We start from the raw sequence: 26,407 nt of genomic DNA on the forward strand, positions 1-26,407 counted from the left end.
ATGTCAGCGCTTCATGCCGGTGGTGGCAATGCCTTCTATGAGGAGGCGCTGGAAGAAGAGGAAGAAAAGGAAAACCGGAATGAGCGAAAGGTTGGACATGGCAAAAAGCGCCGTCCAGTCCGAACTGCCGGTGCTATCAACGAAGGACCGCAGGCCGAGCTGGACCGTGTAGGTGTTGATGTCGTTGAGGTAGATCAGCGGCCCGAAGAAATCATCCCATGTCCAGATGAAGGAGAAGATGGCAGCCGTGGCCAGAACCGGCGACGACAGCGGCAGCATGATTTTCCAGTAGATGCGGAACGGGCTGCATCCATCCATGACCGCCGCCTCATCCAGCTCCCGCGGAATGCCCCGGAAGAATTGCACCATCAGGAAGATGAAGAAGGCATCGGTCGCCAGATATTTCGGCACGATCAGCGGAAGCGATGTATTGACCCAGCCCATCTCCAGAAACAGGATATATTGCGGAATGAGTACCACGTGGTAGGGCAGCATCAACGTACCCAGCATGAGTGCGAACCAGAAGTTCCGTCCGCCGAAGCGAAGCCGCGCAAAGGCGAAAGCCGCCAGCGAGCATCCGACTACGTTGCCGATAGTCGCCAGGACCGCGATGAAAAACGAGTTCCAGAAGAACTGTCCGAAGGACACCTGGAGACCGGTCCAGCCCCTAATATATCCGCCCCAATCTACCGACGAGGGGATGAGCGAGGATGAACCGAAGAGTTCGTCCTGCGGGCGAAACGAACCCGAGATCATCCACAGGATGGGGTACATCATGGCGATGGAAGCGGCAATCAGGGCAGCATGGAGCAGAACCGATTTCCACAAAGGACGCTGCGCGGCCTGGCCGGGGCGAAACGAAGAGACGGCATCAGTCATCGTAATGCACCCAATAACGTGCGCTCAGGAAGGAAAATGCCGTGAAGAGCGAGATGATAACGACGAGAATCCAGGCCAGAGCCGAGGCATATCCCATGCGGAAGAAGCCGAACGCTTCCTGATAGAGATAGAGCGTGTAGAAGAGCGTCGAATTGATTGGCCCGCCGGAGCCTTCCGAGATGATGAAGGCAGGGGTGAAGGCTTTGAAGGCATCGATCGTCTGAATAACCGCGTTAAAGAAGATGACGGGTGTCAGCAGCGGCAGGGTGATGCGGAAGAATTGCCGCATCTTGCCAGCGCCGTCCATCTCGGCGGCCTCATACATATCCTGTGGAATCTGGCGCAAACCGGCAAGGAAGATGATCATCGGCGAGCCGAACTGCCAGACCGACAGAATGACAAGCGTGTAGATCGAATAATCCGGGTTGGAAATCCAGCTTGGTCCTTCGTAACCAAAGACCTGCCACAAAACCATGTTGACCAGACCGTCGGAAGCAAAAAGCTGACGCCACAGAACCGCAATCGCAACGCTGGAGCCCAGCAGCGAGGGCAGATAGAAGACGGCGCGATACATCGTCAGCCCCTTGATGCCGCGGTTGAACGCCATGGCGACCATGAGAGCGAACATCAGTTTCAGCGGCACAGAAAGAAGGACGTAGGTAAACGTCACCTTCATGGCGGCTGCAAACTTCGGATCTGCCGTGGCGATGCGCACGTAGTTTGACGCACCCACCCAATCGGGCGATTGCAGCAGATCGTAATTGGTGAACGACAAATACAGCGATGCCAGCGCTGGACCGAGCGTCAGGCCGAAAAAGCCGATGAGCCACGGCAGCAGAAAGACATAGGCGTGGACATTGCGATCAAATGCTTTTCGCAAACGGCCCTGCTGTGGAAGAGCCGCAGAGCGGCCCTCCCCTGTTATCGGTTCGGATCGAAACGTCATGGATCGTTACTTCCGTTTGATCACGGTTTCCGCTTCGGTCACCAGCTGCTTGCCACCCTGTTCAGGCGTCATTCTGCCGAAACCGACCTCTTCCGAGGTGCGCTTGAGCACGAAGGCAAATTCGCCCGCACCCGGAGGCGGTGCTGGTGGCAAGGCACCGACCTTGGGCGTGATCTCGGCGATATAATCGACCATCGCCTTGCTGACCTCATTGAGTTTGGGGCTAAGCTGATCACGCATCGATTCCGACGCTGGAACGCCACGCTCGACGCCGAGGATATCCACACCTTCCGGCACTGCCACGAGGAAGTTGATGAAATCAACCGCCGCCTCGATCCCCGCACTGCCGTTGGCCACACTCATCAGCATGGAGGGCTTCAGATAATGACCAGACGGACTGTCAGCCGACACCTTCGGATAGGAAGTAATCGACAGCTTTGCCTTGTTGATGGCCTGATAACCGACAAACTGGTTGGAGTGAGCAAAGGCGGTTGCAGCCTTGCCGGTGGTCAGCGCATTGCTTTCGATGTTCAGCTGGTCGAGCGCCTGAATGTCGGCAGGCACGCAGGCACCGGCTTCGCGCATGGCTGCCCACATGGCAAACCATTCACCCGCATCCTTGGCATCATAACCCAGGCCACCGCCTTCAATGAAGAGGGATTTGTTTTTCTGCCGCAGCCAATTCTCGAAGCTCGGCTCGACACCGCTGGCATCGGCTGTCGCGTAATAGCCAGGCTTAGGCTTGTTCTTCGCAAATTCCGCCGCGTTCTTGGCGAACTCTTCCCAGGTCTGACCAGCCGATGGCGGCTTGGCGCCGGTCTTTTCCCAGCCCTTGGCGTCATAAAACACGGCGGAAGAATTCACACCGAGATTGATGCCGTAGAGCTTACCGTCGACCCGTCCGGAATCGATGTTCGGCGTGCCGAAATCCTCGATTTTCAGCGACTTCCCGAGATAGTCATCCAAGGGCGCCAGAGCGCCACGGCGGGCATATTCGAAAATATAGCGGTAATCCATCTGGATGAGGTCAGGTGCATTGCGCCCGGCGACCTGTGTTGCCAGACGAGGCCAATAGTCGGACCAACCGGCGAATTCACCGGCGATATTGAGGTCGGGCTTCACCTGTTTGAAGGCCGCGATGGCCTTGTTGGTGCGGTCGGCGCGCTCCTGAGAGCCCCACCACAACAAACGAATGCGCGCAGCCTGTGCAAAAGCGGGTCCTCCACCCACCGTCGCCAGCGAAAGCGCGGCCAGACCTGCCGAAAGTACGGCACGTCTCTGTAGCATCATGGACATTGGCAACTCCTCCCTAATTGAATGCCAAATTGAATGATGACGGCAAACAAGACTTGCCGTTTTATAACTATCTGGTTACATGGGAACACCGATCAACATCATTGTCAAGCGACCTTTGAAGATGGATGAAACCAGCAAACCGGCGACCGAAGACACAAACGGAGAAACCGGGGCCAAGCCAACTTCAACACGAAAGAAGGCGGCAACGCAATCTCGCAATCCGGAGAGAACGCGTGCAGCCATTCTCGAGGCAGCGCGTCGCGAAGTCGCCGCCAAGGGGTTGGCCGGTGCGCGTATCGATGTGGTGGCTAGGCGCGCCGGTACCAACAAACGGATGATCTATCACTACTTCGGCGACAAGGATGCGCTCTATCTGGCAGTGCTGGAAGATGCCTACCAACACATCCGCAATGCCGAGCACAGGCTGGATCTGGCCCGCAAGCCACCGGTGGAGGGACTGCGGGAACTGGCCCTGTTCACCTGGCACTATTTCCTCGACCATCCCGAGTTTCTCAGTATTTTGGCGACGGAAAACCTCAATCAAGCCAGATACTTGCGACAATCAGCAACGATCACGGAAATGCATTCGAACTTTATCTCCGAACTGAAGGACGTGCTGTTGCGCGGCGAAAAGACCGGCGACTTTCGCACGGGCCTTGATCCCGTCGATGTCTATCTGACGATCGCGTCGCTTGGATTTTTCTATCTTTCGAACCGATATACGCTGTCGACGATCTTCCAGCGCGATCTGGTTGCGCCAGCCGAACTGGAGCGCTGGGGCCAGCACATCGTCAGCACGGTCATTGCTGCACTGCGGCCGTTCTGACGCCTCGTTTCAATTTATCCAACAAGAACAATCGCCGCAACCTTCGCATGTGCGAAGGCGCGATGGATTTGTGACATCTCGTTATCCCGCACACAGATTTCCGGTTCGGTTTACTCGGACGTTTTCATATCAAAAACCGCTTGACAGAAACCGTGTTTGACAATCACAAATAACCAAACGGTTACAAATTTTTGGAAACGATGAAATTGCGTCCTGACGGGAGTGGGATGCTTTGGGAGGAATGTTCATGCAACGTATCGGCGTCATCATGCACGGCATCACCGGCCGCATGGGATATAATCAGCACCTGGTGCGCTCTGTTCTCGCCATCCGCGATCAAGGCGGCGTCACGCTGAAAAGCGGCGAGAAGGTCATGCTCGACCCGATCCTCGTGGGTCGCAACGGCGAGAAGATAGAGGCCATCGCCAAAAAGCACAATGTCGAGCGCTGGACGACCGACATCGACGCGGCCCTCGCCAACCCAGAGGACACGCTGTTTTTCGATGCGGGCACAACGCAGATGCGTGGCAGCCTGCTGACCAAGGCTATTCAGGCTGGCAAGAACGTTTATTGCGAAAAGCCGATTTCCGACAATATGGAGGAAGCCATTGCCGTGGCACGGCTGGCTGAAAGCGCTGGCATCAAGCATGGCGTGGTGCAGGACAAGCTGTTCCTGCCCGGTCTTCGCAAGCTGGCGATGCTGCGCGACAGCGGCTTTTTCGGCAAAATTCTCTCCGTGCGCGGCGAGTTCGGTTACTGGGTGTTCGAAGGTGATTGGCAGCCGGCGCAGCGCCCCTCCTGGAACTACCGCGCAAAAGACGGCGGCGGCATCATTCTCGATATGCTGTGCCATTGGCGCTATGTGCTGGACAATCTGTTCGGCGAAGTCAAAGCCGTCAGCTGCCTTGGCGCAACCCATATTCCGCAGCGCTTCGATGAACAGGGTAATGCTTATGTGGCGGATGCCGACGACGCGGCCTATGCCACCTTCGAACTGGAGGGCGGCGTCATCGCGCACATCAACTCGTCCTGGGCAGTGCGCGTTCGTCGCGACGATCTGGTGACGTTCCAGGTGGATGGCACGCACGGTTCGGCGGTGGCGGGGCTGACGAAATGCTGGACGCAGCACCGCACCAACACACCAAAGCCGGTATGGAACCCGGATCAACCGCAGACGATCGATTTCTACAAGACCTGGCAGGAAGTGCCCGACAATGTCGTCTACGACAATGGCTTCAAGGCGCAGTGGGAAATGTTCGTGCGCCATCTGGCCGATAACGAGCCGTGGTCGTACGGGCTGATGGAAGGCGTCAAGGGCGTACAACTGGCCGAACTCGGCCTGAAATCCTGGAAGGAACGCCGCTGGCTCGACGTTCCCGCCATCGTCTGAGGTGCAGGGATGACAGAGCTTCGATTACCGAGAGATGACCGTTCCATCGAGACCTACCGCTTAAGCGGCACGCCCATTGCGCTGGAAAAGCGCAGTGCTGCCGATTTCAACCGCGTGGCCTTTGCCGCTGCGCATGTGGTGGCCGACCCGTTTGCCGACAACGACCCGTGGCTTACACCGGCCATCGACTGGGACGCCACGCTTCGCTTCCGGCACCGGCTATGGGATCTGGGCTTGGGCGTAGCCGAAGCCATGGACACTGCCCAGCGCGGTATGGGCCTTGCGTGGCCGCAGGCGCAGGAGATGATCACGCGGGCCTTGAAGGAAGCGGCGAGCCGCAAGGATGCCTTGATTGCCTGCGGTGTCGGCACCGACCATCTGACCGGCAGCGGCTACAGTCTCGACCAGATCGTCGATGCCTATCTCGAACAATTGGAGTTTGTGCAGGGGCAAGGCGGACGCGTCATTCTGATGGCCAGCCGCGCACTGGCCGCGAGTGCAGCCTCACCTGACGACTATCTGGAAACCTATGCACGCGTGCTTGCCCAAGCCAACGAGAAGGTCGTCATTCACTGGCTGGGTGAAATGTTCGATCCAGCCCTTGAGGGATATTGGGGCTCAGCCGACCACATGGCGGCGATGGACACCTGCATCGACATGATCGCCGCCAATGCCGACAAGATCGACGGCATCAAGATTTCGCTTCTGTCGATGCAAAAGGAAATCGCGATGCGCCGGCGCCTGCCGTCTGGTGCGCGCATGTATACGGGCGATGATTTCAACTATGCCGAATTGATTGCAGGCGATGAGCAGGGACACTCCGATGCGTTGCTCGGCATTTTCGATGCCATCGCACCGGCTGCCTCAAAGGCTCTGTCATGCCTAAACCGGGGCGCCGACACAGAATTCTTCGATATTCTCGAACCGACCGTTGCCCTGTCTCGCCACATCTTCAAAGCACCTACCCGGTTTTACAAAACCGGTGTCGTGTTTCTCGCCTATCTCAACGGTTTGCAGGACCATTTCACCATGATCGGCGGGCAGGAAAGCACGCGCTCGACCCTGCATTTTTCCGAGCTTTTCCGGCTGGCGGACAAGGCCAATGTGCTTGATGACCCCGACCTTGCGACCAGGCGCATGAAGACGTTTTTGAGCTTGCGGGGTGTGGACTGAGCCATGGAGCGCGCACCGACACTGTATGAGGAGGCCGTCCTATGAGCCTTGAAGGATTGTCCATCAACTTCGCCACGATCAAACAGGGCGGATCATTCGCAACATTGGTGGATGCCTGTCTCGATCACGGCATCACGACGATTTCGCCCTGGCGAGACCAGGTGCATGGCGTCGGTCTCGATGAAGCAGCCCGCATCGTCGCACAGAACGGCATCAAGCTTTCCGGCCACTGCCGTGGCGGCTTTTTCCCTGCCATCGATGCTCAGGGACGACGAGACGCAATCAAGGACAACAAACGCGCCGTCGATGAGGCAGCCGCGATGAAGGCCGATTGTCTTGTGCTCGTCGTGGGCGGCCTGCCCGCCGGGTCGAAGGACATCCGTGGGGCACGCCAAATGGTGGAAGACGGCATGGCGGAACTGCTGCCCTATGCCAGACAGGCTGGCGTGCCGCTGGCCATCGAGCCACTGCATCCGTTTTATGCGGCCGATCGTGCCTGTTTCAATACGCTCAGCCAATCGCTCGATCTGTGCGACAGGCTCGGTGAAGGTACTGGGGTCGCTATCGACGTCTACCACGTCTGGTGGGACCCGGACCTGGAGGCGCAAATTGCCCGTGCCGGTCGAAACGGACAGATTCTGGCACACCACATCTGCGACTGGCTCGTTCCCACCACCGATCCGCTTAATGATCGCGGCATGATGGGGGATGGCGTGATCGATCTCAAAGGTTTCCGGCAGATGATCGAGAAGGCCGGATTTTATGGCCCGCAGGAAGTGGAGATCTTCTCGAACACCTGGAATTCCAAGCCGATAGATCATGTTCTGACGACTGTGGTGGAGCGCTATCGGGCCCTCAATCCAGATTGAAAAACTTTCATATGCCGTGGTGGGTGTTGAATCAGATGATAATCGTCTAATACGAGGGACGGCATCCTGTCCCCATCTGCCTACCATTCGAGTTTTTCAATGCCCTCCCAGTCCGTCGGTTACCTCTACGCGCTTGCCGCCTTTACGATTTTTGCAGCGCAGGATGGCATATCGAAACATCTAGGCTCAATTTACCCGCCCGTCTTCGTCACCATGTTGCGTTACTGGGCGTTCGCCATTTTCGTCATCATTCTTGCCATGAGATCGAACGGTGGCATCCGCCAAGCCATATCGACAGACCGGCCGTGGCTTCAGGCAAGCCGTGGTGTGGTTCTGGCGGTTCAGATCGTCTTATCCATCTTCTCGTTTTCGCTCGTGGGCCTTGCCCATACGCATTCGATCTTCGCGTCGGTGCCGCTGATCGTGGCGGCACTTTCTGTGCCGATCCTCAACGAAAAGGTGGGTTGGCGGCGGTGGTCGGCCATTCTGGTGGGCTGTTTGGGCGTGCTCGTGATTCTCAAGCCGGACGATAACGGCTTTGACGCGACGCTGTTGATTACATTCGCCGCCGCCGTGCTACTTGCGCTTTACGGCGTGATGACGCGGCTCGCCAGCCGCAAAGATCCGGCGATGACCAGCTTTTTCTACACCGGCGTCCCCGGGGCGATTGCGCTAACGTTCATCGGTCCGTTTTACTGGGTTAACATGGCACCGGGCGATTGGGGCTGGATGGCGGCGCTGTGTGTAACCGGCATGTCCGGCCACTATATGCTGATCCGCGCCTTCGAACTGGCCGATGCGGCATCGGTCCAACCGTTTTCCTATTATCAGCTCGTTCTGGTCTCCATCGTCGGCATCACGCTCTTTGGCGAAATCCTGACGACGAATATGATCATCGGCGCGGCCATCGTGGTGGCTGCGGGCCTGTTTACCATCTGGCGCGAGCAAATGGTGGCCCGCAAGAACCGTCAAATGGGGCTATAATGCCAAGCCGGGTTGCGCCTGTAACGACGCCTCGCACCGCAGCAACATGCCGTAGAGATCGCGCGGCTCGTCGGGATCGGCCAGCAGATCGAGGTCTTCGTAAAGGCCGGTGGCTTCCAGCTTCGATCTGACGTAGCGCAACGCGGAAAAGTCTTCGATGGCGAAGCCGACACTGTCGAACAGCGTAATCTGGCCATCCGATGTTCGACCGCTGGCAGAGCCTACCATAACCTGCCAAAGTTCGGTGACCGGGTGGGCGGCATCCAATTGCTGAATCTCGCCTTCGATCCGGGTTTGCGGCGGGTATTCCACGAAAACATCCGAGCGCAGCAGAATATCACGGTGCAGTTCGGTCTTGCCGGGGCAATCTCCGCCGATAGCGTTGATATGCACACCGGGACCGACCATGTTGTCCGTGAGGATCGTGGCACATTGCTTGTCGGCAGTGACGGTGGTGATGATGTCTGCACCTTCGACGGCATGCTCGGCGCTGTCGCAAATCTCAATGGCAAAGCCAAGACCTTCAAGATTGCGCTGGCATCTCAAACTGGCGGCGGGATCGATATCGAAAAGCCGCAGGGTGTCTACACCAAGAATGGCCTTGAAGGCGCGCGCTTGAAATTCGCTCTGCGCACCATTGCCGATCATCGCCATAGAGCGCGCATCTTTTCGGGCAAGATATTTGGCAGCGACAGCCGAGGTTGCTGCAGTTCTCAAGGCGGTCAGGATGGTCATCTCCGACAGCAGCATGGGGTAACCATTGCCGACATCCGACAACACGCCGAAAGCCGTGACCGTCTGGCGGCCGTCCCGCGTATTCTTCGGATGACCATTGACATATTTGAAGCCGTAAAGCGTGCCGTCGCTCGTCGGCATCAGCTCAATGACGCCATCATGGGAGTGGGAGGCAATGCGCGGCGTCTTGTCGAATGTGTCCCAGCGCCGGAAATCTTCTTGGATGACGTCGGCCAGTTCTCGCAGAAAGGTATCGATGCCCACGGTCAGAACCAGCTTCATCATGTGATCGACGCTGACGAAAGGGACCGTATTGAGGTGATGATGAGATGTCATGTCGGCGCCCTCACCCTGCTCTCGTTGGTCGGTCCAGCACGCGCTTGCCCATCAGGCTTGCGGTCAGATCCACCATCAGACGGGCCGTCCTGCCACGTTCATCGAGGAATGGATTGAGTTCGACCAGATCGAGACTGGAGACCAGCCCGCTGTCGCACAGCATCTCCATCACCAGATGCGCCTCGCGGAACGTTGCGCCACCGGGGACGGTGGTACCGACCGCCGGTGCGATGGAGGGATCGAGAAAATCCACATCGAGACTGACATGCAGAAGGCCACCCGCCGCTGCCACGCGCTCCAGAAAGGCACGCAGCAAAACGCCCACGCCGTGTTCGTCGATCATCCGCATATCGTGGATCGTAACGCCGGTTTGCCCAAGCGCTGCACTCTCGGCAGGATCGACGCTGCGAATGCCGATCATGCAGATATTGGCGGGATCGACCGGATGAGGGACGGGTGGAAAGTAGCCGTCGAATCCTTCGCGGCCGCTGTAATAGGCGACGGGCGTGCCATGCAGGTTGCCGCTGCGGGTGGTCTCCAGGGTGTGATAATCCGTGTGTGCATCCAGCCATAAGACGAAGAGGGGCCGGTTGTTTTCAGCCGCACGCTTCGCGACTCCAACAACGCTACCTGCGGAAAGCGCATGATCGCCGCCTAAAAATATCGGCATGGCATTTTCGCTTTCGCGGTATGCGACCTCGCTCAGCGCCTCTGTCCACGCGACGGTTTCATCGAGATGATGCACGACCGGATTGGGGTGATTGAGGTCCAGAAACCGGGCTGGTGCGACGTTGCCGACATCGACGACCTTGTGCCCTAGTTCCTCCAAGGCGGTTTTCAGCCCGGCGATCCGCAACGCACTTGGCCCCATCTCACAACCCAGTTGCCCGGCACCAATTTGCAGGGGCACTCCGATCAGCGTGCAGTCCATCCATCCATCTCCCAATTGATCTATGTGATACAATCATAGTGATGCGGCCAATTGAACAACCAATATTGGCAATTTTGATAGCTCCATCTATCATTTTGATAGCTTCAATAACCAAAGCGATAGATGATGGACGATCTGGACACGAAATTGATCACGCTGTTGCGTCACAATGGCCGCCGCAGCATCTCTGACTTGGCGATTGAAACAGGTTCTTCTCGGGCGACGGTGCGCGCGCGGATCGAGCGATTGGAGCAGAGCAACGCCATTTTAGGTTTCACCGTCATCTTGCGAGCGGACGCTGTCGAGGAGGCTGTGCGCGGCATCATGATGATCGAGATTCAGGGCCATGTGACCGAAAAGGTCATCCGTGCGCTGGGCGGATTTCCAGAGGTGTCGGAGGTACACACCACCAACGGCCGATGGGATCTCATTGCAGAACTCAGCGCCTCGACCTTGTCCGAGTTCGATTCCGTTTTGCGCCGTATCCGTCTCGTTCCCGGCATCACCGGAAGCGAGACAAGCTTGCTGCTCTCGACGCCGCGCTCGACCCGCGCACGTCTGTGACGACAAAATCCTTACGGTGGCGCAGAACTTTCCACCGCGTTGCTAGTTTAGACGACGGAGGAAACATCATGCCGCTCGCACTTGAAGGACGCCAATATCTCGTTGTCGAAGACGAGTACCTCGTCGCATCCGATCTGATGATGACGCTGGAAGACGCAGGTGCCCGGGTTTTAGGGCCGATATCGGACGTGACCCGTGCAATGGAAGTGCTTTCCGATCCCGGTTTTCCCGTGGATGCCGCAATCCTCGACATCAATTTGGGTGGAGAGTTGATTTTTCCGGCTGCGGAACTCCTGGCCAAACACGGCAAACCATTCGTTTTTGTAACGGGCAGCAACAATATTTCGATGCCCGAGGAGTTCGCAAGCACGCCACGGCTCCTGAAGCCCTATGATGCACAAGAACTGATTACGACGCTGCAAGCCGTTGGGCGCTGATCCAACAACTGTGGAAAGGAAACCGGCTGACGCCGGTCCCTTTTTTCATTTGCCGGTAACGCGGATGGCACCCGCTTCGCCAAGACTGCGCTGGACGGCAGCGAACTGGCTACCAGACACATCGGCAGAAACTTCGATTTCACCCTCCAGCGGTGCGTCGTCACGCACGCCCTCGGTCTGTGACACATCACCGCCGGATGGCTTTGAGCCGACTGTGTTTTTCGCTGTCGTGGACTGGATGAAAATATCCGGTCGCGACACACCGTGTTGCTGGACGAGATGCTCGACCGCAAGGTCCGCAGCGGCCCGCGTGCCAAAGGTGGCACGGATGGTGTTGGTGCTGTTGTCTGCCATGACGTTCTCTCCTGTTATCATAAGCTACTTTAGCAAACGACGCGGGGCCGCACAGGTTTCAACGCGGGAGCATCAAATCGACATGCGTCGTCTGACAGGCAGAACTTGGGGAGCGTTTTGTATTGCTCACCGTCAGGTCTACTCAACATAGCTCGGAAAAGTGGCACTTATGACATCTGCGATCGACAAGGTACCGGACAGGTGTCGCCGGAGTGCGTCTTGTGCTGCTGCCGGATTACCGGACGAGATTGCCGCTACGATAACCTCATGATCGGAAATGACAGTCTGCAACTTGCCAGGCATAGGCAGGTTCAACCGCCGCAATCGGTCAAGATGGACGCTTTGGCGCCGGACATTCGTCCAGAGCTGTAAAATGCCCGTTTTCTCATACAGCTTTCGATGAAACTCCCGGTCGATATTGTCGAAGATGTCGTAGGTTTCAGGAGAGACGACGGCCTTTTGCCGCGTCAATATCTCGCCAAGCTCCGAAGCTGTCTGCGCAGGGGCCTCTTCCGTCAGTCGCTTGATCGCTTCGAGCTCGATGGAAAGCCGGAGAAACTGAGCTTGCCGTGCATGGTCGATGTCGATCTTCGCAACCACAGTCGCATATTGCGGATAGACATCTACAATCCCTTCTTCCTGCAACCGCATGAGCGCGTCCCGCACGGGCGTCTGGCTCACACCGAATTCCATTTGCAGCGACGCCCGCGACAGAACCGTTCCCGGCACCAGTTCAACTTTGAGGATGCGTTCGCGCAGAATTTCGTGGATTTGAAGCGCCACCTGTCGTGATCGATCCAACTGCCCGCCTCTGATCATTCCAACCATGCATTTCCCCACCGTCGTTCTTGTGTTCTCATTAAATCACAGATTGAGGGTTGATGCACTGATGTTTTAGTGCTTCAATGAATTATTCGCTTTGGGAGTGAAGCGGGCGGAGCTGCAAAAGCTCTTTATCCTTGGGAGGAAAACATGCGCTTATTTATCGGTGGCATCACAGCCCTGGCTGTCGTGCTCGGGCTTGCCGCGACAGGCCAGGCACAGGAAAAGACCACGCTTTCGATCACCAGACAGCCCGGCATTCTTTATCTTGCCAGCCATGTGATGGAGACGCAGAAACTCATTGAAAAGCAGGCAGCGGCCGAGGGTCTTTCGGATACGAAGGTCGAATGGCGCACCTTTAGCGGTGGCGGCGCTCAGACCGACGCGCTGCTGGCCGGTAATGTCGATGTCGTCAATACCGGCACCGGCAATCTGCTTCTCCTATGGGATCGTACCCGAGGCCGGGTGAAGGGGATCATTACCAGCTCGGCCCAACCAGTGATCATGGTGTCGAACGATCCGCGAATCAAAACGCTTGCGGACATCCAGCCGACCGATAAGATCGCGGTTCCGACGGTTGGAGTGTCCACACAGGCCATCCTGCTTCAGATCGCGGCAGCCAAGATGTTCGGTGATGACCAGGTCAAGAAATTCGATCCCAACACTGTTCAGCTTGGTCATCCCGATGCTGTCGCTGCTATCGCCAATCCAAGCCATGAAGTGAAAAGCCACTTCTCCGCGCCGCCCTTCCAGTATCTGGAGTTGAAGCAGCAGGGCGTTCACAAGGTCACGGATTCGCGCGAAATTCTTGGTGGCGGACTGACGCAGGCGACGTTTTTCACGACCACACAGTTTGCCGAAGCCAATCCGAAACTTGTGAAAGCACTGCGCACCGCAACGGAAGAAGCGGTTGCTTTTATCAAGAAAGACCCGAAAACTGCCCTTGAAGCCTACAAGAGCGTGTCGGGTGACAAGACGAGCCTCGACGACCTCATGGCCATGCTCAAGGAGCCCGGCATGGACGAATGGCGCACGGATCCGCAAGGCACGATGAAATTTGCCGAGCACCTGCACAAGGTAGGCGTGTTGAAAACCATGCCTGCCGCCTGGACCGATTATTACCTGCCCGACAGCGCTTACCTCAACGGTAACTGACTGGCGAAAAATGAAACCGCAGCGGCGCCACCGCCGCTGCTCCTTTTACGGAGAAATTTCATGCTGCAGGCAAAAGTCGCCACCACCGAACCGGTCGCACAGGCACAACAAAAGGCGCCTCTTCTATCCGTCGATCAGGTCACGCTGCGCTACAAGACACCCAATCTTCTGATCACCGCCACCGAAGATGTGAGCTTCACAGTTCGCGAATCCGACCGCTTCGTGCTGTTGGGGCCATCCGGTTGCGGCAAGTCTACGCTGCTGAAAGCCGTCGGTGGGTATATGACGCCCGCGGCGGGCACCATTCACATCAATGGCCGGCAGGTGAAATGTCCGGGGCCTGACCGGATGATGGTCTTTCAGGAATTCGACCAGTTGATGCCGTGGAAGACCGTTCTGGAAAACGTGATGTTCCCACTCTTGGTCGCGCGCAAACTACCGAAAGACGAAGCCGAGGCACTGGCGCGTCAATATATCGACAAGGTCAAGCTGACGCGTGCGGTCGACAGTTATCCACACACTCTGTCGGGCGGTATGAAACAGCGCGTGGCCATCGCCCGTGGCATGGCCATGCAACCGGATATTTTGCTGATGGACGAACCGTTTGCTGCGCTGGATGCCCTCACCCGCCGTCAGATGCAGGACGAGTTGCTTCAACTGTGGGAAGATACCAAGTTCACCGTCATCTTCGTGACCCACTCGATTGCCGAAGCGATCAAGATTTCCAACCGTATTCTGCTTTTGTCTCCGCATCCCGGCCGGGTGAAGGCAGAAGTCGTGGATGTCGACAAGGTCAGTCACGAAGATGGAAGTGCTGCAGCGCTTGAGCGCGACATTCACAATCTTCTGTTTTCCCATGAGCCCGATCACAAGGAATAGCACAATGTTGTCCACAAACATCATTCTTGCCTCCGATGTGGAGGCCACCAAGCCCTATGACAATGTCAAAGCCGTCGAGCAAAAGCTGAGCGCCTTCGAAACACTGTGGGGAATAGGCGCGCTGCGCAAGACGCTTCTGATCCTGACGCTTGCCATCATCTGGCAGGTCTATGCCTCTTATCTCGACAACCCCTTGCTTTTTCCAACCCTGAGCGACACGATCCTCACACTGATCGACCGCTTTGCCGACGGTACGCTGCCAGCTCGTATCTGGACGACGCTCAAGATCCTCTTCATGGGTTATGCCGCCGGTACCGTGCTCGCCGCATTGTTGACCGTGCTAGCGATCAACACCCGCATCGGTACCGATTTTCTTGAGACGATGACGGCGATGTTCAACCCCCTGCCCGCCATATCCCTGTTACCGCTGGCGCTGATCTGGTTTGGTCTGGGCGCTTCCAGCCTTGTCTTCGTGCTGATCCATTCGGTTCTATGGGCCGTTGCGCTCAACACCCATTCCGGTTTTCTCGGTGTGTCCCGAACGCTTCGCATGGTCGGCGCCAACTATGGATTGACCGGCATATCCTATGTGCTGCGCATTCTCGTTCCCGCCGCCTTCCCGTCCATCCTTACAGGCTTGAAGATTGGCTGGGCATTTGCTTGGCGCACACTGATTGCCGCCGAACTGGTTTTCGGTGTCTCGTCAGGCCAAGGTGGGCTTGGATGGTTCATTTTTGAAAACCGCAACCTGCTGGATATTCCCGCCGTCTTTGCTGGCCTTCTTACCGTCATCATCATCGGCTTGATCGTTGAAAACCTCGTTTTCCAAACGCTTGAACGCCACACCATCCAGAAATGGGGCATGAAGGAATAGCCTGTCGCTGCCTTCACGCCTCGCAATTAGGTCACATGCCATGACAGACAGAAAAACACCTGAAACCCTGAGGAGCGCGCGCTGGTTTGCGCCAGATGATCTGCGCTCCTTTGGACACCGTTCACGCATGATGCAGCTTGGGTATTCCGAAGAGGATTTTGCCGGAAAGCCGATCATCGGCGTGCTCGACACATGGTCGGAGCTCAACACCTGCCACGCTCATTTCAAGGAACGGGTGCAGGACGTCAAACGCGGCGTCATGCAAGCGGGCGGTTTTCCGGTGCAGATGCCATCGCTGTCCGTTGACGAAAGCTTCACCAAGCCGACCTCCATGCTTTACCGCAACATGCTGGCGATGGAGACGGAAGAGATGATCCGCTCCCACCCGCTGGATGGCGTGGTGCTGATGGGTGGTTGCGACAAAACCACGCCGGGGCTGGTGATGGGAGCCATTTCCGCAGGCGTACCGATGATCTACCTGCCGGCTGGGCCGATGTTGCGTGGCAATTATGCGGGCAAGATTTTGGGCTCCGGTTCGGACGCCTGGAAATATTGGGACGAACGCCGCGCTGGAAACATTTCCGACGAGGAATGGCTGGGCGTGCAAGGCGGCATTGCGCGGTCCGCTGGCACCTGCATGACGATGGGCACCGCCTCCACCATGACGGCGATTGCCGATGCCATGGGCCTGACACTTCCCGGTGCATCCTCCATTCCGGCCGTGGACGCCAACCACCAGCGCATGGGTGCCGATTGCGGCCGGCGCATTGTGGAGATGGTCTGGGAAGACCTGACGCCGGACCGCATCGTGACAGAGGCTGCCTGTCGCAACGCCGCCATCGTGGCTATGGCGACAGGGTGTTCCACCAATGCCGTCGTGCATCTGATTGCCATGGCGCGGCGCGCTGGGGTCGATCTGACGCTGGATGATCTCGATGCGCTGGGTCGCGTCACGCCACTGATCGCCAATGTTCGCCCATCTGGCAAAGACTACCTGATGGAGGATTTCTTCTATGCCGGTGGGTTGCGGGCATTGATGAAACAGATCGAGGATCGTCTGGAGCTCTCGGCACTGACGGTAACCGGCAAGACCATGGGCGAAAACCTGGAGGGCGCGATAGTCTACAATGACGATGTCATCCGCCCGTTGTCCAACCCGGTCTATCATGAGGGATCACTTGCCGTTCTGCGCGGCAATCTTTGCCCCAATGGGGGAGTCATCAAGCCTGCGGCCTGCGACCCGAAATACCATGTGCACGAAGGACCGGCGATGGTGTTCGACAGCTATCCCGAGATGAAAAAGGCCATCGACGACGAGAACCTCGATGTGACGCCGGAACACGTTCTCGTCTTGCGCAATGCTGGGCCGCAAGGCGGGCCTGGCTTTCCCGAATGGGGCATGCTGCCCATTCCCAAAGCCCTGATCAAGAAAGGGCACCGCGACATGTTGCGCATTTCCGATGCACGCATGTCCGGCACCTCCTACGGTGCCTGCGTGCTGCATGTGTCGCCCGAAAGCTTTGTCGGCGGCCCGCTGGCACTTCTCAAAAACGGCGACACCATTCGCCTCGACCTGCCCAATCGCACCCTCGACATGCTGGTCAGCGAAGACGAGCTTGCGAAGCGTAAAGCCGCGTGGATCGCGCCTGAGCCACGATTTCAGCGCGGTTATGGCTGGATGTTCTCCCGCCATGTCACTCAGGCCGATCAGGGCTGCGACTTCGATTTTCTGGAAACCAGCTTCGGAAAGACCGCTGGCGAACCGGATATTTATTGAACCAGGAAAGAGACTGCTATGACCGATTATGTATTGAGCGAAGCCACACGCCAGAAGTTCAAGAAAATTTCCACCGCCTCGATCGCCACCGCCCTGTTCAAACGCGGTTTGCGCAACCAGTTCATTCAAGGCGTTGTGCCGGTTGCGCCGAAAACCGAGGTTATGGTTGGCCAGGCTTTCACGTTGCGTTACATCGTAGCACGCGAAGACCGCAACCCGATTACCGTGTTCCGCAATGCAGACCACCCGCAACGCGTTGCCATCGAAACATGCCCGGCGGGCCACGTGTTGGTCATGGATAGCCGCAAAGATGCGCGCGCTGCCACCGCAGGCTCGATCCTGATCACGCGACTGGCGCTTCGCGGTGCCGCCGGTGTCGTGACCGATGGCGGCTTTCGCGATGCCGAAGGGATCGGTGCGCTGGCCATGCCTTCCTATTACGCCAAGCCATCAGCCCCCACTAACCTTACACTGCACGAAGCGATGGACATCAACGTGCCGATCTCGTGCGGTGATGTCGCCGTCTTTCCTGGCGATGTTCTCGTCGGTGACAATGATGGAGTCATGGTCGTTCCAGCTCATCTGGCAGAGGAAATCGCCGAAGAATGCACAAGCATGGAAAGCTACGAGGCATTCGTTCTAGAACAGGTGAATGCCGGTGAGGCCATCATCGGTCTATACCCCTGCACCAAGGACGAGTACCAGAAGCGCTACGAAGCATGGCGCGAAAAGACCGGGAAATAGGCGAGACGCTGTCTGTTCAGATGTGTGGGCGACGATGATTATCTTGCGAGAGCGGCGGATTGATCGCCGCTCTCGCCCACCACATCACTGCGAGCCGTCTTGACCTATGCAATGTTAAATGGTCTTGCTGCAGGCATTAAGTGCGGCCTAGTTGCGATCTTCGCATTGATGGCCGCCGTCACAGGCAAGAATTTTCATGAATATATTTGATCTTCTCAACGACAGCGCAAGGCCGAAAGCCCCAGCTATTCCTGGTGCCACGCCAGCAGATCGCATCGCCGGCAAAAGACTTGCGCTCATACACAAGATGCACCTCGAAGCCATCGACGAAACGAAAGCGGTGATGGAAAAGGTCGAGGCTGGACAGGCGGGCAGCGACCAGCTTGCGGACAAAATCGCCTCACTTGAGATGATGAGCAATTACGCAAAGTTCGGAAATCTGTGCGGGCGAGAATGTGAATATCTGAACTATCACCACACGGCAGAAGACCGGCAGATATTTCCCATCCTTCACCAGAACGGAAGCGATGGCTTGAAGCGCGTGATCGAGCGGCTTGGCGAAGAACACGTCGTCATCCACGAATTGCTTGTCGAGCTGGCCGAAGATGCCGCTGCGATCCGCACACAGCCAGAACCGGAGACCTTTTCACAAGCGAGGGAAACCTTCGTTCTGCTTGATCAGGTCGTCCGCTCACATTTTGGATATGAGCAGACCGAACTGGAAGAAGCCTTGGGTTATTACAACGCGCTATAGCCAATATCTCAACGAAGTTCGATTGCGTCGATCAGACGCTTGATATAATTGGAAAAAACCGTGACCATATCGAACTCTTCGGGTGATCTCAGCCAGAGCATCTGAAGACCGTCCATCATGCTGATCAACTCGGCGGCGATGGAATGGGGATCGGTCTCGGGCCTGATCTCGCCGTCTGCAATTCCCTTTTGCAGACAGCCGACGAGGTTTTTCTTCAACGTGCCGACGCGTGACGCGAACCAGGCGCTCGCCGGATGATCGGCGGTGAGGCTTTCTGCGTTCAGGACGGCAAAGGCCTGAACGACATTCGGTATCGTCTGGTTGGTCTCAGCGACGCCGACAAGGCCATGCAGCACTTTGTGCCAGTCGAGATAATCTTCTCCGACATGCGGTGCATTATCGATATCCCGCTTCTCTAAAACAGCAAGCAGCAGATCGACCTTTGTCGGGAAATAATGGAGAAGGCCCGGCAAGGACAAACCGACATCGAGGGCAATGGATGCAAAGGATGCGCTTTGATAGCCGTCTTTTGCGAAATGTTGCATGGCAGCTGCCAAAATGGCCTCGCGCCGCGCCGCGCCCTTGGGCGATTTTCTGCGCCGAGGCGTTGCAGCGTCTAAAGAAACGCTTGCGTTCATGTCGTCGTTCATAGGCGCTCCCTACCCCATATTTCCATGTCTTTTAGCGCAAATTTCCATTTCGACCATCTGCGATATGCGCCTCCTCTCCACACATTCAGAGCACAAAAACATTGACTAATCTGAATTACCGAGTAGTCGGTAGGTTTAACACGAAGTTCGGCGGGGGACGACGTTGTTGTGAAATTATTGCGGTGGAGGTTTTAAATATGAGTATTACAGCACCAGCTATTGCCACCGGTTCGTCCGGTAAAACGGTCCAGACATCGGTTGGCCTACCTTTCATTCTCACCTACGGACTTGCCAGTGTCGGCTTTTTCACGGCCGTCATGACGCCGGTCGCCATGACATTGGCCATTCGCGTCAACACACTCGATCCGGTTGGCAAAGGGGCAAGCCTTGGCACCATTTTGGGCCTTGGTGCGCTGTTTGCGCTTTTGGCAAACCCCATTTTCGGTCAGCTTTCCGACCGCACACGCTCGCGCTTCGGGCGGCGTAAACCCTGGTTGGTCGGTGGCGTGATCGTCGGCAGTCTGGCGCAAATTTTCATGGCCTATACGTCCAGCCTCATCGTTATCGGCATCGCCTGGTGCGTGATCCAGACGGCGTATAACGCCATGCTGGCAGCACTCGTCGCCACTGTGCCGGACCAGGTGCCGGAACATCAACGCGGCCTCGTTTCAGCCCTTGCGGGCATGTCGATCTATATTGCTCTTCTGATCGGCAGTGCCATTCTCGCCTTGACGGGCACGACCAGCAACGCAATGTTTCTCGTGCCCACAGCCATTGGCCTTGTGTCGGTTCTCGTCTTTGTTCTGGTAATCGAGGATCGCCCCCTGACCGATGCGCCTGAGGCCATTCTTCCGGGTTTCTCCGAGCTGATGGGCAGTTTCTGGGTCAACCCGATCAAGCATCCGGATTTCGGTTATGCCTGGCTCAGCCGCTTTCTGGTTTTCTTTGGGTTTGCGGTTCTAACATCCTATCAGGTCTATTACCTGATGGACCATCTGAAGATTGCTGAAGCCGATATCGGCGACATCATGTTCATCTCTACGCTGATCACCGCCATCTGCGTTGTCGGTTCGTCCTTCGTATCCGGTTACGTTTCCGATCGCATCGGCCGCCGCAAGGCCTTCGTTCTGATTGCGGCCATGACCTATGCACTTGGTATCGTTGTGATCGTTTTCGCAAGCGATCTGACCATGTTCTATAGCGGCATCGCGGTCACCTCTGTCGGCTTTGGCGTCTATATGGCCGTCGATCAGGCGCTGGTCGTGGATATCCTGCCGGACCGGGAAACCCATGCGGCGAGAAACCTTGGGGTTCTCAACATCGCCAATGCCGTTCCGCAATCCATCGCACCCGCCGTCGCGCCCTTCCTGCTGGCCATCGGCAACACAGGTGGCCAGAACTATGGCGTTCTCTATGCCGTGGCAGCCGTCTGCGCCTTCCTCGGTGCGCTGGCCATCGCACCCGTGCGCGGGGTTCGCTGATACGACATCGAACGCGCCATCGCTGAGAGATGGCGCGTCTTTTCTTCACAAAACACATAATATCGGAGGCTCGTATGATCGAGAATATCCTGAACCAGATGACGCTTGAAGAGCAGGTTTCGCTGCTGGCCGGTGCCGATTTCTGGACAACCGTACCGGTCGAGCGCCTTGGCGTTCCCAAAATCAAAGTTACGGACGGACCGAACGGCGCGCGGGGCGCCGGATCGCTGGTCGCCGGCGTCAAGGCCACCTGTTTTCCAGTGGCCATCGCGCTGGGTGCCACCTGGAACCCTGAGCTGGTCGAGCGCATGGGCGTGGCACTCGCAGGCCAGGCGAAAAGCAAGGGCGCATCGGTTCTGCTGGCACCCACCGTCAACATTCATCGTTCGGGCCTCAACGGTCGCAATTTCGAGTGCTATTCGGAAGACCCGCTGCTGACGGCAGCACTTGCAGTTGCCTATATTCAGGGTGTGCAGAGCAAGGGTATCGCGGCGACAATCAAGCATTTCGCCGGCAACGAGTCCGAAATCGAGCGCCAGACGATGTCTTCGGATATTGACGAGCGCAGCCTGCGCGAAATCTATCTGCTGCCGTTTGAACACGCGGTGAAAAAGGCGGGTGTGATGGCGGTGATGTCATCGTACAATCGTCTCAACGGCACCTATACCAGCGAACACGAGTGGCTGCTATCAGATGTTTTGCGCAAGGAATGGGGCTTCGACGGCATTGTGATGTCCGACTGGTTCGGCTCTCATTCAACCGCTGCCACCGTCAATGCCGGGCTTGACCTGGAAATGCCGGGCCCAAGCCGTGACCGTGGTGAAAAGCTGGTCAATGCTGTTGAGAATGGCGAGGTAAAAGCCGAAACCGTGCGTGAAGCGGCACGCCGCATTCTAACCCTACTGGAACGCGTCGGCGCATTCGAGACGGCTCCTGATCTGACCGAAAGCTCGCTCGATCTGCCCGAAGACCGCGCCCTTATCCGCCAGATCGGTGCCGAAGGGGCTGTATTGTTGAAAAACAATGGCGTACTGCCACTGGCCAAGACAACGCTGGACAGCATCGCGGTTCTAGGCCCCAATGCTGCCGAAGCGCGCGTCATGGGCGGTGGCAGTGCCCAAATTGCAGCGCATTACACCGTCAGCCCGCTTCAGGGTATCAAGGCAGCGCTTTCCAACGCCAACAGCGTGCATCACGCTGCCGGATGCAACAACAACCGCCTCATCAATGTGTTTGCGGGTGATATGCATGTCGACTATTTCAAGGGCCGACAGCTGGAAGGTGGGCCGGTTCATAGCGAGCCTGCCACCAAAGGCGAGTTCTTCTGGTTCGACCTGCCCTCACCGGAGCTCGATCCGGCAAACTTCTCCGCACGGATCATCGCAAGCTTCGTGCCCTCCGATAGCGGCGAGCATGTCTTCGGGATGACCAATGCCGGCCTTGCGAAGCTCTATGTCGATGGCGAGCTGGTGGTCAATGGTTACGACGACTGGACACCGGGCGACAATTATTTCGGCACCGCCAACACCGAACAGCGCCACGCGCTGCAGCTGGAGGCCGGGCGCAGCTACACCATCATCATCGAATATTGCTCGCCAGCTGATACGACCGATGGCATTCACCTGACGGCGATTCGCTTCGGTGTCGAAAAGCCACTGGGCGATGCAGCCATAGAGGAAGCCGTTGCCAAGGCGGCGGCTTGTGATGTTGCTCTTGTCTTCGTTGGTCGTGATGGCCAGTGGGACACCGAGGGCCTCGATTTGCCCGATATGCGTCTTCCCGGTCGACAGGAAGAGCTGATCGAAAAGATCGCAGCCGTCAACACAAACACGGTCGTCGTGCTGCAAACCGGTGGCCCTGTGGAAATGTCTTGGCTGGACAAGGTTCAAGCGGTTCTGCAAATGTGGTATCCGGGCCAGGAACTCGGAAACGCAGTCGCCGATGTGCTGTTCGGCGATGTCGAGCCCGGTGGACGCCTGCCACAGACTTTCCCGAAGTCGCTTTCAGACAATTCCGCCATCACCGACAATCCGCTTGTTTACCCCGGACAGGACGGCCATGTGCGCTATGACGAAGGCGTATTCGTTGGCTATCGCCACCATGACAGCCACGGCGTGGAGCCACTCTTCCCGTTCGGTTTCGGTCTGGGATATACGCAATTTGCGTGGGGTGAAGCCAAGGCATCGTCAACGCAGATGGGCGAAGACGGCATCACTGTCACGCTCGATGTGACGAATACCGGCGCACGCAAGGGCTCCGACGTCGTGCAGCTTTACGTGCGAACACTGGGTTCCACCGTGTCACGACCGGAAAAGGAATTGCGGGCGTTTACCAAGCTTGAACTTGAGCCCGGCGAGACGAAAACCGCTGTCATGAAGGTGTCAGTGCGCGACCTGAGCTTCTTCGATGTCGAGGCAAAGGCGTTCCGCTCGGACGCTGGTGACTATGAGCTGGTGCTTGCCGCCAATGCTGGCGATATCCGCAGCCGCATCGCAATCACCAACCCTGCACTATGGTTGGGCAAAGTGGGCAACGTCTCCATTTAAGGAGATAGCGCGAGCATAATCTAAACAGATCAGTCGGCACAGCGTTCCATCGCTATGCCGGCTGAGACGGTCCCAAAACAATCAACTGTTGGAAACCCGGCGCACAATGCTCGGGAACGCGCGATAGGCCAGTTCGATCAACTTGCCACGGCCGGGGTAATTCACCTCACGACCCGCTTCCAGAGCACGCTCCACTGAGTCAACGACAACCTCCGGCGTGACCATCTGCGATATCGCTGTTCGGCCATTTTGCAAGATACCGGGGCCATCGGACGCCGCCTGCGAGATGAGTGGCGTGTCGACCGCGGGCGGGCAAACAAGTTGAAATCGGATGCCTTTGTTGCGGTTTTCGCTGATCAGCACTTTGGCATAATGATTGACGGCGGCCTTCGTCGCGCCATAGGCACCGAACCGATCGATAGGAACGATACCCGCCGTCGATCCGTAGATGATGATGTCGCCGCGAGCGCGCGGCAGCATTTTCGCCAGCACAATGCTGGTTGCATTGACCATGCCGCCATAATTGATCTGCATGACTTTGACGATCTTTGCAGGGTCTGTTTTTGCAAGCTCGCCGCCCGGCATGATGGCCGCACAGACGATGAGACTTTCGATCTCACCCAAAGTCTGCTCAATGTCCGCAACCGTTTGTGCCAGCGCATCGTGATCGGTTACGTCACAGGAAAAAGCCTTGATGCTGGAATGCTGTCCACTGACCTCCGAAAGCCCGTCTTCATTCAGGTCGACAATGGCGACGGTCTTTCCTTTTTCGGCCAGGCGCAATACGTGCAGACGCCCGATGCCACTGGCACCGCCGGTGATGAGTGTAACGCCAGTCATGTCATTGGAGTATTGTCGCGTTCTAGGCAAAACGCGTAGGGGCCTGGCATTCCTTTGAGATCCATGATGCCGAGAACCCGCTGGTCGTCGATGCGCGCGAAATGATCGAAGATCGGCTTGCTGTCATAGGCCATGGTCGCCGTGGACCGGCCTCGATACTCGATCATGCGCAACCGGGCCTTGGGCAATCTCGTTTGCAGCACGGGCCGCAGGATTTTCATGGCATAGCCGAGGGCCGAAGACCGCGGCAGAGGTGCAGACAGTGGCACGAGCATGGGATCAACAGCATAAAGGCTGTTCTTGCCGGATCCATAAAACATCAGGGGATGAACGGCTTCGGCACTTTCAAACACTTTCCCGTACCAGCCGCTGGGCTCCAGAAGTCCGTCAAGGCCGTGACCGGTGCGAATTTCAAACCCACGCCAACGACCGATCATGAAATCGATATTCGTCGCCTGAAGTGCGTCGAAAGCCTGCAATATCTGGTCAGGCGTTGCTGTTCGTTTCAAAATTATATCTGCAATCATGTGTATATATCGGTCCTGTCATATCTAAAAATAACATATATGCCGCCACCTTCAAATTTCCAGTGACGGGAAAATATTTCAATAAAAACAGTCTGTAGCGCGCTGCAAGCACACGATCAAGTCCGCGGAATGCCTAAAGACATGCGCGGATAGCCTCCATCTGTGATTGTGTCTTATCTATGCCCGGCTCCGCGCCCGAACCCATCAAACGGGGTTGGCATGCTTGCGTGTGAGAGATGAGCGATCGCGGCGCAGATAACCACCCTGCCCCATCTGCTGAGCGAAATGTCCATCTTCCACGATGGTATTGCCGCGCAAGAGCAGGCGTACTGGCCAGCCACGGATATCAAGCCCCTCGTAAGGCGTGTAATCCGCGCCATGGTGCAGCATGTCGTTGGTAAGGGTGACGCGCTTGTTCGGGTCCCACAAGGCTATATCCGCATCCGCCCCAACGGCGATCGTGCCTTTGCGCGGATAGAGGCCATAGAGTTTGGCGTGGTTGGTGGAGGTCACGGCAACGAACTGGTTGATGTCGATACGGCCCTTCATCACACCTTCGGAAAACAGGATCGGCAGACGTGTCGCAACGCCGGGTATGCCGTTTGGAATCCAGCGGAAATGCCGCTTGCCTTTCTCGTTCAGTTTTCCCTCGGGATCATCGAAACGGAACGGGCAATGATCGGAGGAGAACAGGCCGAACACGCCCTGTTCCAGCCCCTCCCAGCAGGCGTCCTGGCTGGCCTTGTCTCGTGGTGGCGGGGAGCAGACATATTTGGCACCTTCCATCTCGCTCTGGTCGAGATCATCGGCGGTCAGCATCAGATATTGCGGGCAGGTTTCGCCGGCAATCTTCTGACCACGCTGTCGTGCCCGGCGTATTTCCTCCATCGCCTCGCGGTTTGATACGTGAACGATGACGATGGGGACATCGACGATTTCGGCCAATGACAGCGCCCGGTGCGTCGCCTCGCGCTCGGCGGCGATGGGCCGCGTCGTCGCGTGGTATTTGGGTTCGAATTTACCGTCTTCCTCATGGCGACCGATAAGATAGCGGATGGCATCTTCGTTTTCGCAATGGACCATAACGAGCGCACCAGTGCGGCGCGCCGTATCCAGCGTTGCTAGGATTTCGTCGTCGCGCAGCCGCAAGCCTTCATAGGTCATGAAGACCTTCAGCGAGGTATAGCCATCCTCGACCAGCGCAGGTAGTTCCTGTCCCAGCACCTCTGCCGTGGGATCGGTGATGACGAGGTGAAAGGAAACGTCGACATGGCACTTGCCTTCGGCCTTTGCGTGATAGACTTTCAGAGCCTCTCGCAGTGACTGTCCCTTTTCCTGCATGCAGAACGCCAGAACCGTGCTGTTGCCGCCGATGGCGGCCGAACGCGTGCCGCTATCGAAATCATCGGCCATGACGATGCCATCACCGGAGGGCTGGTCGAGATGGACATGACTGTCGATACCGCCGGGCAGAACGAAGAGGCCGGTGGCGTCGATCACCTCGCCGGCATCGGTCAGCTCAGCGGCCAGCGCTACGATGCGACCATCCTTGATGCCGACATCGCTGACGAAGGTATCGCTTGCCGTCACCACGGTTCCGTGCTTGATCACCGTATCGAAACGCATCATTCCATGTCC

26 protein-coding genes are annotated in these 26,407 nt (G+C 57.2%); 15 read left to right on the forward strand and 11 right to left on the reverse strand.

Annotated features, from left to right (window positions below; translation table 11 throughout):
- Positions 1-3: 3 nt before the first annotated feature.
- From RRU01S_RS17325 to RRU01S_RS17335, 3 genes are read right to left on the reverse strand one after another with little or no spacing between them, the layout of a single operon-like run.
- Positions 4-879 (reverse strand): carbohydrate ABC transporter permease, encoded by an 876-nt coding sequence (locus tag RRU01S_RS17325; protein ID WP_045231551.1) that lies wholly within the window; start codon positions 877-879, stop codon positions 4-6.
- Positions 872-1,825 carry a carbohydrate ABC transporter permease gene (locus tag RRU01S_RS17330; protein ID WP_045231552.1) on the reverse strand — a complete coding sequence of 318 codons (954 nt, stop codon included), beginning with the start codon at positions 1,823-1,825 and terminating at the stop codon, positions 872-874. Before RRU01S_RS17330 ends, RRU01S_RS17325 begins: the two co-directional genes overlap by 8 nt.
- Positions 1,826-1,831: 6 nt before the next feature.
- The gene (locus RRU01S_RS17335) at positions 1,832-3,121 is read right to left on the reverse strand and encodes an ABC transporter substrate-binding protein (RefSeq protein ID WP_045231553.1); all 1,290 of its coding nucleotides are present in this window, start codon (positions 3,119-3,121) and stop codon (positions 1,832-1,834) included.
- A 121-nt stretch (positions 3,122-3,242) separates the two neighbouring features.
- On the opposite strand from RRU01S_RS17335, the gene RRU01S_RS17340 reads away from it, so the two are divergent.
- The 5 genes from RRU01S_RS17340 (at position 3,243) to RRU01S_RS17360 (ending at position 8,363) form a co-directional block, all read left to right on the forward strand.
- Positions 3,243-3,947: a TetR/AcrR family transcriptional regulator gene (locus tag RRU01S_RS17340; protein WP_045231656.1), complete on the forward strand. Its 705-nt coding sequence runs from the start codon at positions 3,243-3,245 to the stop codon at positions 3,945-3,947.
- 247 nt (positions 3,948-4,194) lie between these two features.
- Positions 4,195-5,337, forward strand: a complete 1,143-nt coding sequence (locus RRU01S_RS17345; protein WP_045231657.1) for a Gfo/Idh/MocA family protein — start codon at positions 4,195-4,197, stop codon at positions 5,335-5,337.
- A 9-nt stretch (positions 5,338-5,346) separates the two neighbouring features.
- Positions 5,347-6,510: a dihydrodipicolinate synthase family protein gene (locus tag RRU01S_RS17350; protein ID WP_045231554.1), complete on the forward strand. Its 1,164-nt coding sequence runs from the start codon at positions 5,347-5,349 to the stop codon at positions 6,508-6,510.
- 41 nt (positions 6,511-6,551) lie between these two features.
- A complete protein-coding gene (locus tag RRU01S_RS17355; RefSeq protein WP_045231555.1) occupies positions 6,552-7,379 on the forward strand; it encodes a sugar phosphate isomerase/epimerase family protein in 828 nt (275 codons plus the stop codon).
- A gap of 99 nt (positions 7,380-7,478) precedes the next feature.
- Positions 7,479-8,363, forward strand: coding sequence for a DMT family transporter (locus RRU01S_RS17360; RefSeq protein ID WP_045231556.1), 885 nt, complete (start codon positions 7,479-7,481; stop codon positions 8,361-8,363).
- Here RRU01S_RS17360 and ocd read toward each other — a convergent pair.
- Together ocd and rocF are read right to left on the reverse strand one after the other, a co-directional pair.
- Positions 8,358-9,434 carry an ornithine cyclodeaminase gene (gene ocd / locus RRU01S_RS17365; protein WP_045231557.1) on the reverse strand — a complete coding sequence of 359 codons (1,077 nt, stop codon included), beginning with the start codon at positions 9,432-9,434 and terminating at the stop codon, positions 8,358-8,360. The two genes, RRU01S_RS17360 and ocd, sit on opposite strands and share 6 nt — an antisense overlap.
- A 10-nt stretch (positions 9,435-9,444) precedes the next feature.
- Positions 9,445-10,365, reverse strand: coding sequence for an arginase (rocF, locus tag RRU01S_RS17370; protein WP_045231558.1), 921 nt, complete (start codon positions 10,363-10,365; stop codon positions 9,445-9,447).
- A gap of 126 nt (positions 10,366-10,491) precedes the next feature.
- Here rocF and RRU01S_RS17375 point away from each other — a divergent pair, with 126 nt between their 5' ends.
- Positions 10,492-10,929, forward strand: a complete 438-nt coding sequence (locus tag RRU01S_RS17375) for an Lrp/AsnC family transcriptional regulator (protein ID WP_045231658.1) — start codon at positions 10,492-10,494, stop codon at positions 10,927-10,929.
- Positions 10,930-10,997: 68 nt separating this feature from the next.
- Entirely contained in the window at positions 10,998-11,366 is a 369-nt protein-coding gene (locus tag RRU01S_RS17380; protein WP_045231559.1) for a response regulator, read from the forward strand.
- Between the two features lie 45 nt (positions 11,367-11,411).
- Here RRU01S_RS17380 and RRU01S_RS17385 read toward each other — a convergent pair whose 3' ends face one another.
- The gene (locus RRU01S_RS17385; protein ID WP_045231560.1) at positions 11,412-11,720 is read right to left on the reverse strand and encodes a hypothetical protein; all 309 of its coding nucleotides are present in this window, start codon (positions 11,718-11,720) and stop codon (positions 11,412-11,414) included.
- A 138-nt stretch (positions 11,721-11,858) separates the two neighbouring features.
- Entirely contained in the window at positions 11,859-12,548 is a 690-nt protein-coding gene (locus RRU01S_RS17390; protein ID WP_045231561.1) for a GntR family transcriptional regulator, read from the reverse strand.
- 144 nt (positions 12,549-12,692) lie between these two features.
- On the opposite strand from RRU01S_RS17390, the gene RRU01S_RS17395 reads away from it, so the two are divergent.
- The 6 genes from RRU01S_RS17395 to RRU01S_RS17420 all read left to right on the forward strand — a co-directional run bounded on the left by RRU01S_RS17395 (position 12,693) and on the right by RRU01S_RS17420 (position 18,725).
- A complete protein-coding gene (locus RRU01S_RS17395; protein ID WP_045231562.1) occupies positions 12,693-13,697 on the forward strand; it encodes an ABC transporter substrate-binding protein in 1,005 nt (334 codons plus the stop codon).
- Between the two features lie 60 nt (positions 13,698-13,757).
- Positions 13,758-14,576 carry an ABC transporter ATP-binding protein gene (locus RRU01S_RS17400; protein ID WP_045231563.1) on the forward strand — a complete coding sequence of 273 codons (819 nt, stop codon included), beginning with the start codon at positions 13,758-13,760 and terminating at the stop codon, positions 14,574-14,576.
- Between the two features lie 4 nt (positions 14,577-14,580).
- On the forward strand, positions 14,581-15,450 hold the full coding sequence (locus tag RRU01S_RS17405) for an ABC transporter permease (RefSeq protein ID WP_045231564.1): 870 nt from the start codon (positions 14,581-14,583) through the stop codon (positions 15,448-15,450).
- Positions 15,451-15,490: 40 nt separating this feature from the next.
- Complete coding sequence (araD, locus tag RRU01S_RS17410) at positions 15,491-17,227, forward strand: L-arabinonate dehydratase (RefSeq protein ID WP_045231565.1); 1,737 nt, start codon at positions 15,491-15,493, stop codon at positions 17,225-17,227.
- Between the two features lie 18 nt (positions 17,228-17,245).
- On the forward strand, positions 17,246-17,971 hold the full coding sequence (locus RRU01S_RS17415; RefSeq protein WP_045231566.1) for a ribonuclease activity regulator RraA: 726 nt from the start codon (positions 17,246-17,248) through the stop codon (positions 17,969-17,971).
- A gap of 196 nt (positions 17,972-18,167) precedes the next feature.
- The gene (locus RRU01S_RS17420) at positions 18,168-18,725 is read left to right on the forward strand and encodes a hemerythrin domain-containing protein (RefSeq protein ID WP_045231567.1); all 558 of its coding nucleotides are present in this window, start codon (positions 18,168-18,170) and stop codon (positions 18,723-18,725) included.
- 8 nt (positions 18,726-18,733) lie between these two features.
- Here RRU01S_RS17420 and RRU01S_RS17425 read toward each other — a convergent pair whose 3' ends face one another.
- Complete coding sequence (locus RRU01S_RS17425) at positions 18,734-19,375, reverse strand: TetR/AcrR family transcriptional regulator (protein WP_234936187.1); 642 nt, start codon at positions 19,373-19,375, stop codon at positions 18,734-18,736.
- 197 nt (positions 19,376-19,572) lie between these two features.
- Between RRU01S_RS17425 and RRU01S_RS17430 the strand changes: the two genes are divergently transcribed.
- Together RRU01S_RS17430 and RRU01S_RS17435 are read left to right on the forward strand one after the other, a co-directional pair.
- Positions 19,573-20,856 (forward strand): MFS transporter, encoded by a 1,284-nt coding sequence (locus RRU01S_RS17430; RefSeq protein ID WP_045231568.1) that lies wholly within the window; start codon positions 19,573-19,575, stop codon positions 20,854-20,856.
- Between the two features lie 74 nt (positions 20,857-20,930).
- Entirely contained in the window at positions 20,931-23,402 is a 2,472-nt protein-coding gene (locus tag RRU01S_RS17435; protein ID WP_045231569.1) for a glycoside hydrolase family 3 C-terminal domain-containing protein, read from the forward strand.
- An 81-nt stretch (positions 23,403-23,483) separates the two neighbouring features.
- Here the strand turns inward: RRU01S_RS17435 and RRU01S_RS17440 are convergent, their stop codons facing one another.
- The 3 genes from RRU01S_RS17440 to hydA all read right to left on the reverse strand — a co-directional run bounded on the left by RRU01S_RS17440 (position 23,484) and on the right by hydA (position 26,395).
- Positions 23,484-24,242 carry an SDR family NAD(P)-dependent oxidoreductase gene (locus tag RRU01S_RS17440; RefSeq protein WP_045231570.1) on the reverse strand — a complete coding sequence of 253 codons (759 nt, stop codon included), beginning with the start codon at positions 24,240-24,242 and terminating at the stop codon, positions 23,484-23,486.
- On the reverse strand, positions 24,239-24,751 hold the full coding sequence (locus tag RRU01S_RS17445) for a DUF4334 domain-containing protein (RefSeq protein WP_209806569.1): 513 nt from the start codon (positions 24,749-24,751) through the stop codon (positions 24,239-24,241). Before RRU01S_RS17445 ends, RRU01S_RS17440 begins: the two co-directional genes overlap by 4 nt.
- A 222-nt stretch (positions 24,752-24,973) precedes the next feature.
- Positions 24,974-26,395, reverse strand: a complete 1,422-nt coding sequence (gene hydA, locus RRU01S_RS17450) for a dihydropyrimidinase (RefSeq protein WP_045231660.1) — start codon at positions 26,393-26,395, stop codon at positions 24,974-24,976.
- Positions 26,396-26,407: the final 12 nt, after the last annotated feature.

It is taken from the genome of Agrobacterium rubi TR3 = NBRC 13261, assembly GCF_000739935.1.
In the GTDB taxonomy this organism is placed as follows: Bacteria; Pseudomonadota; Alphaproteobacteria; order Rhizobiales; family Rhizobiaceae; genus Agrobacterium; species Agrobacterium rubi.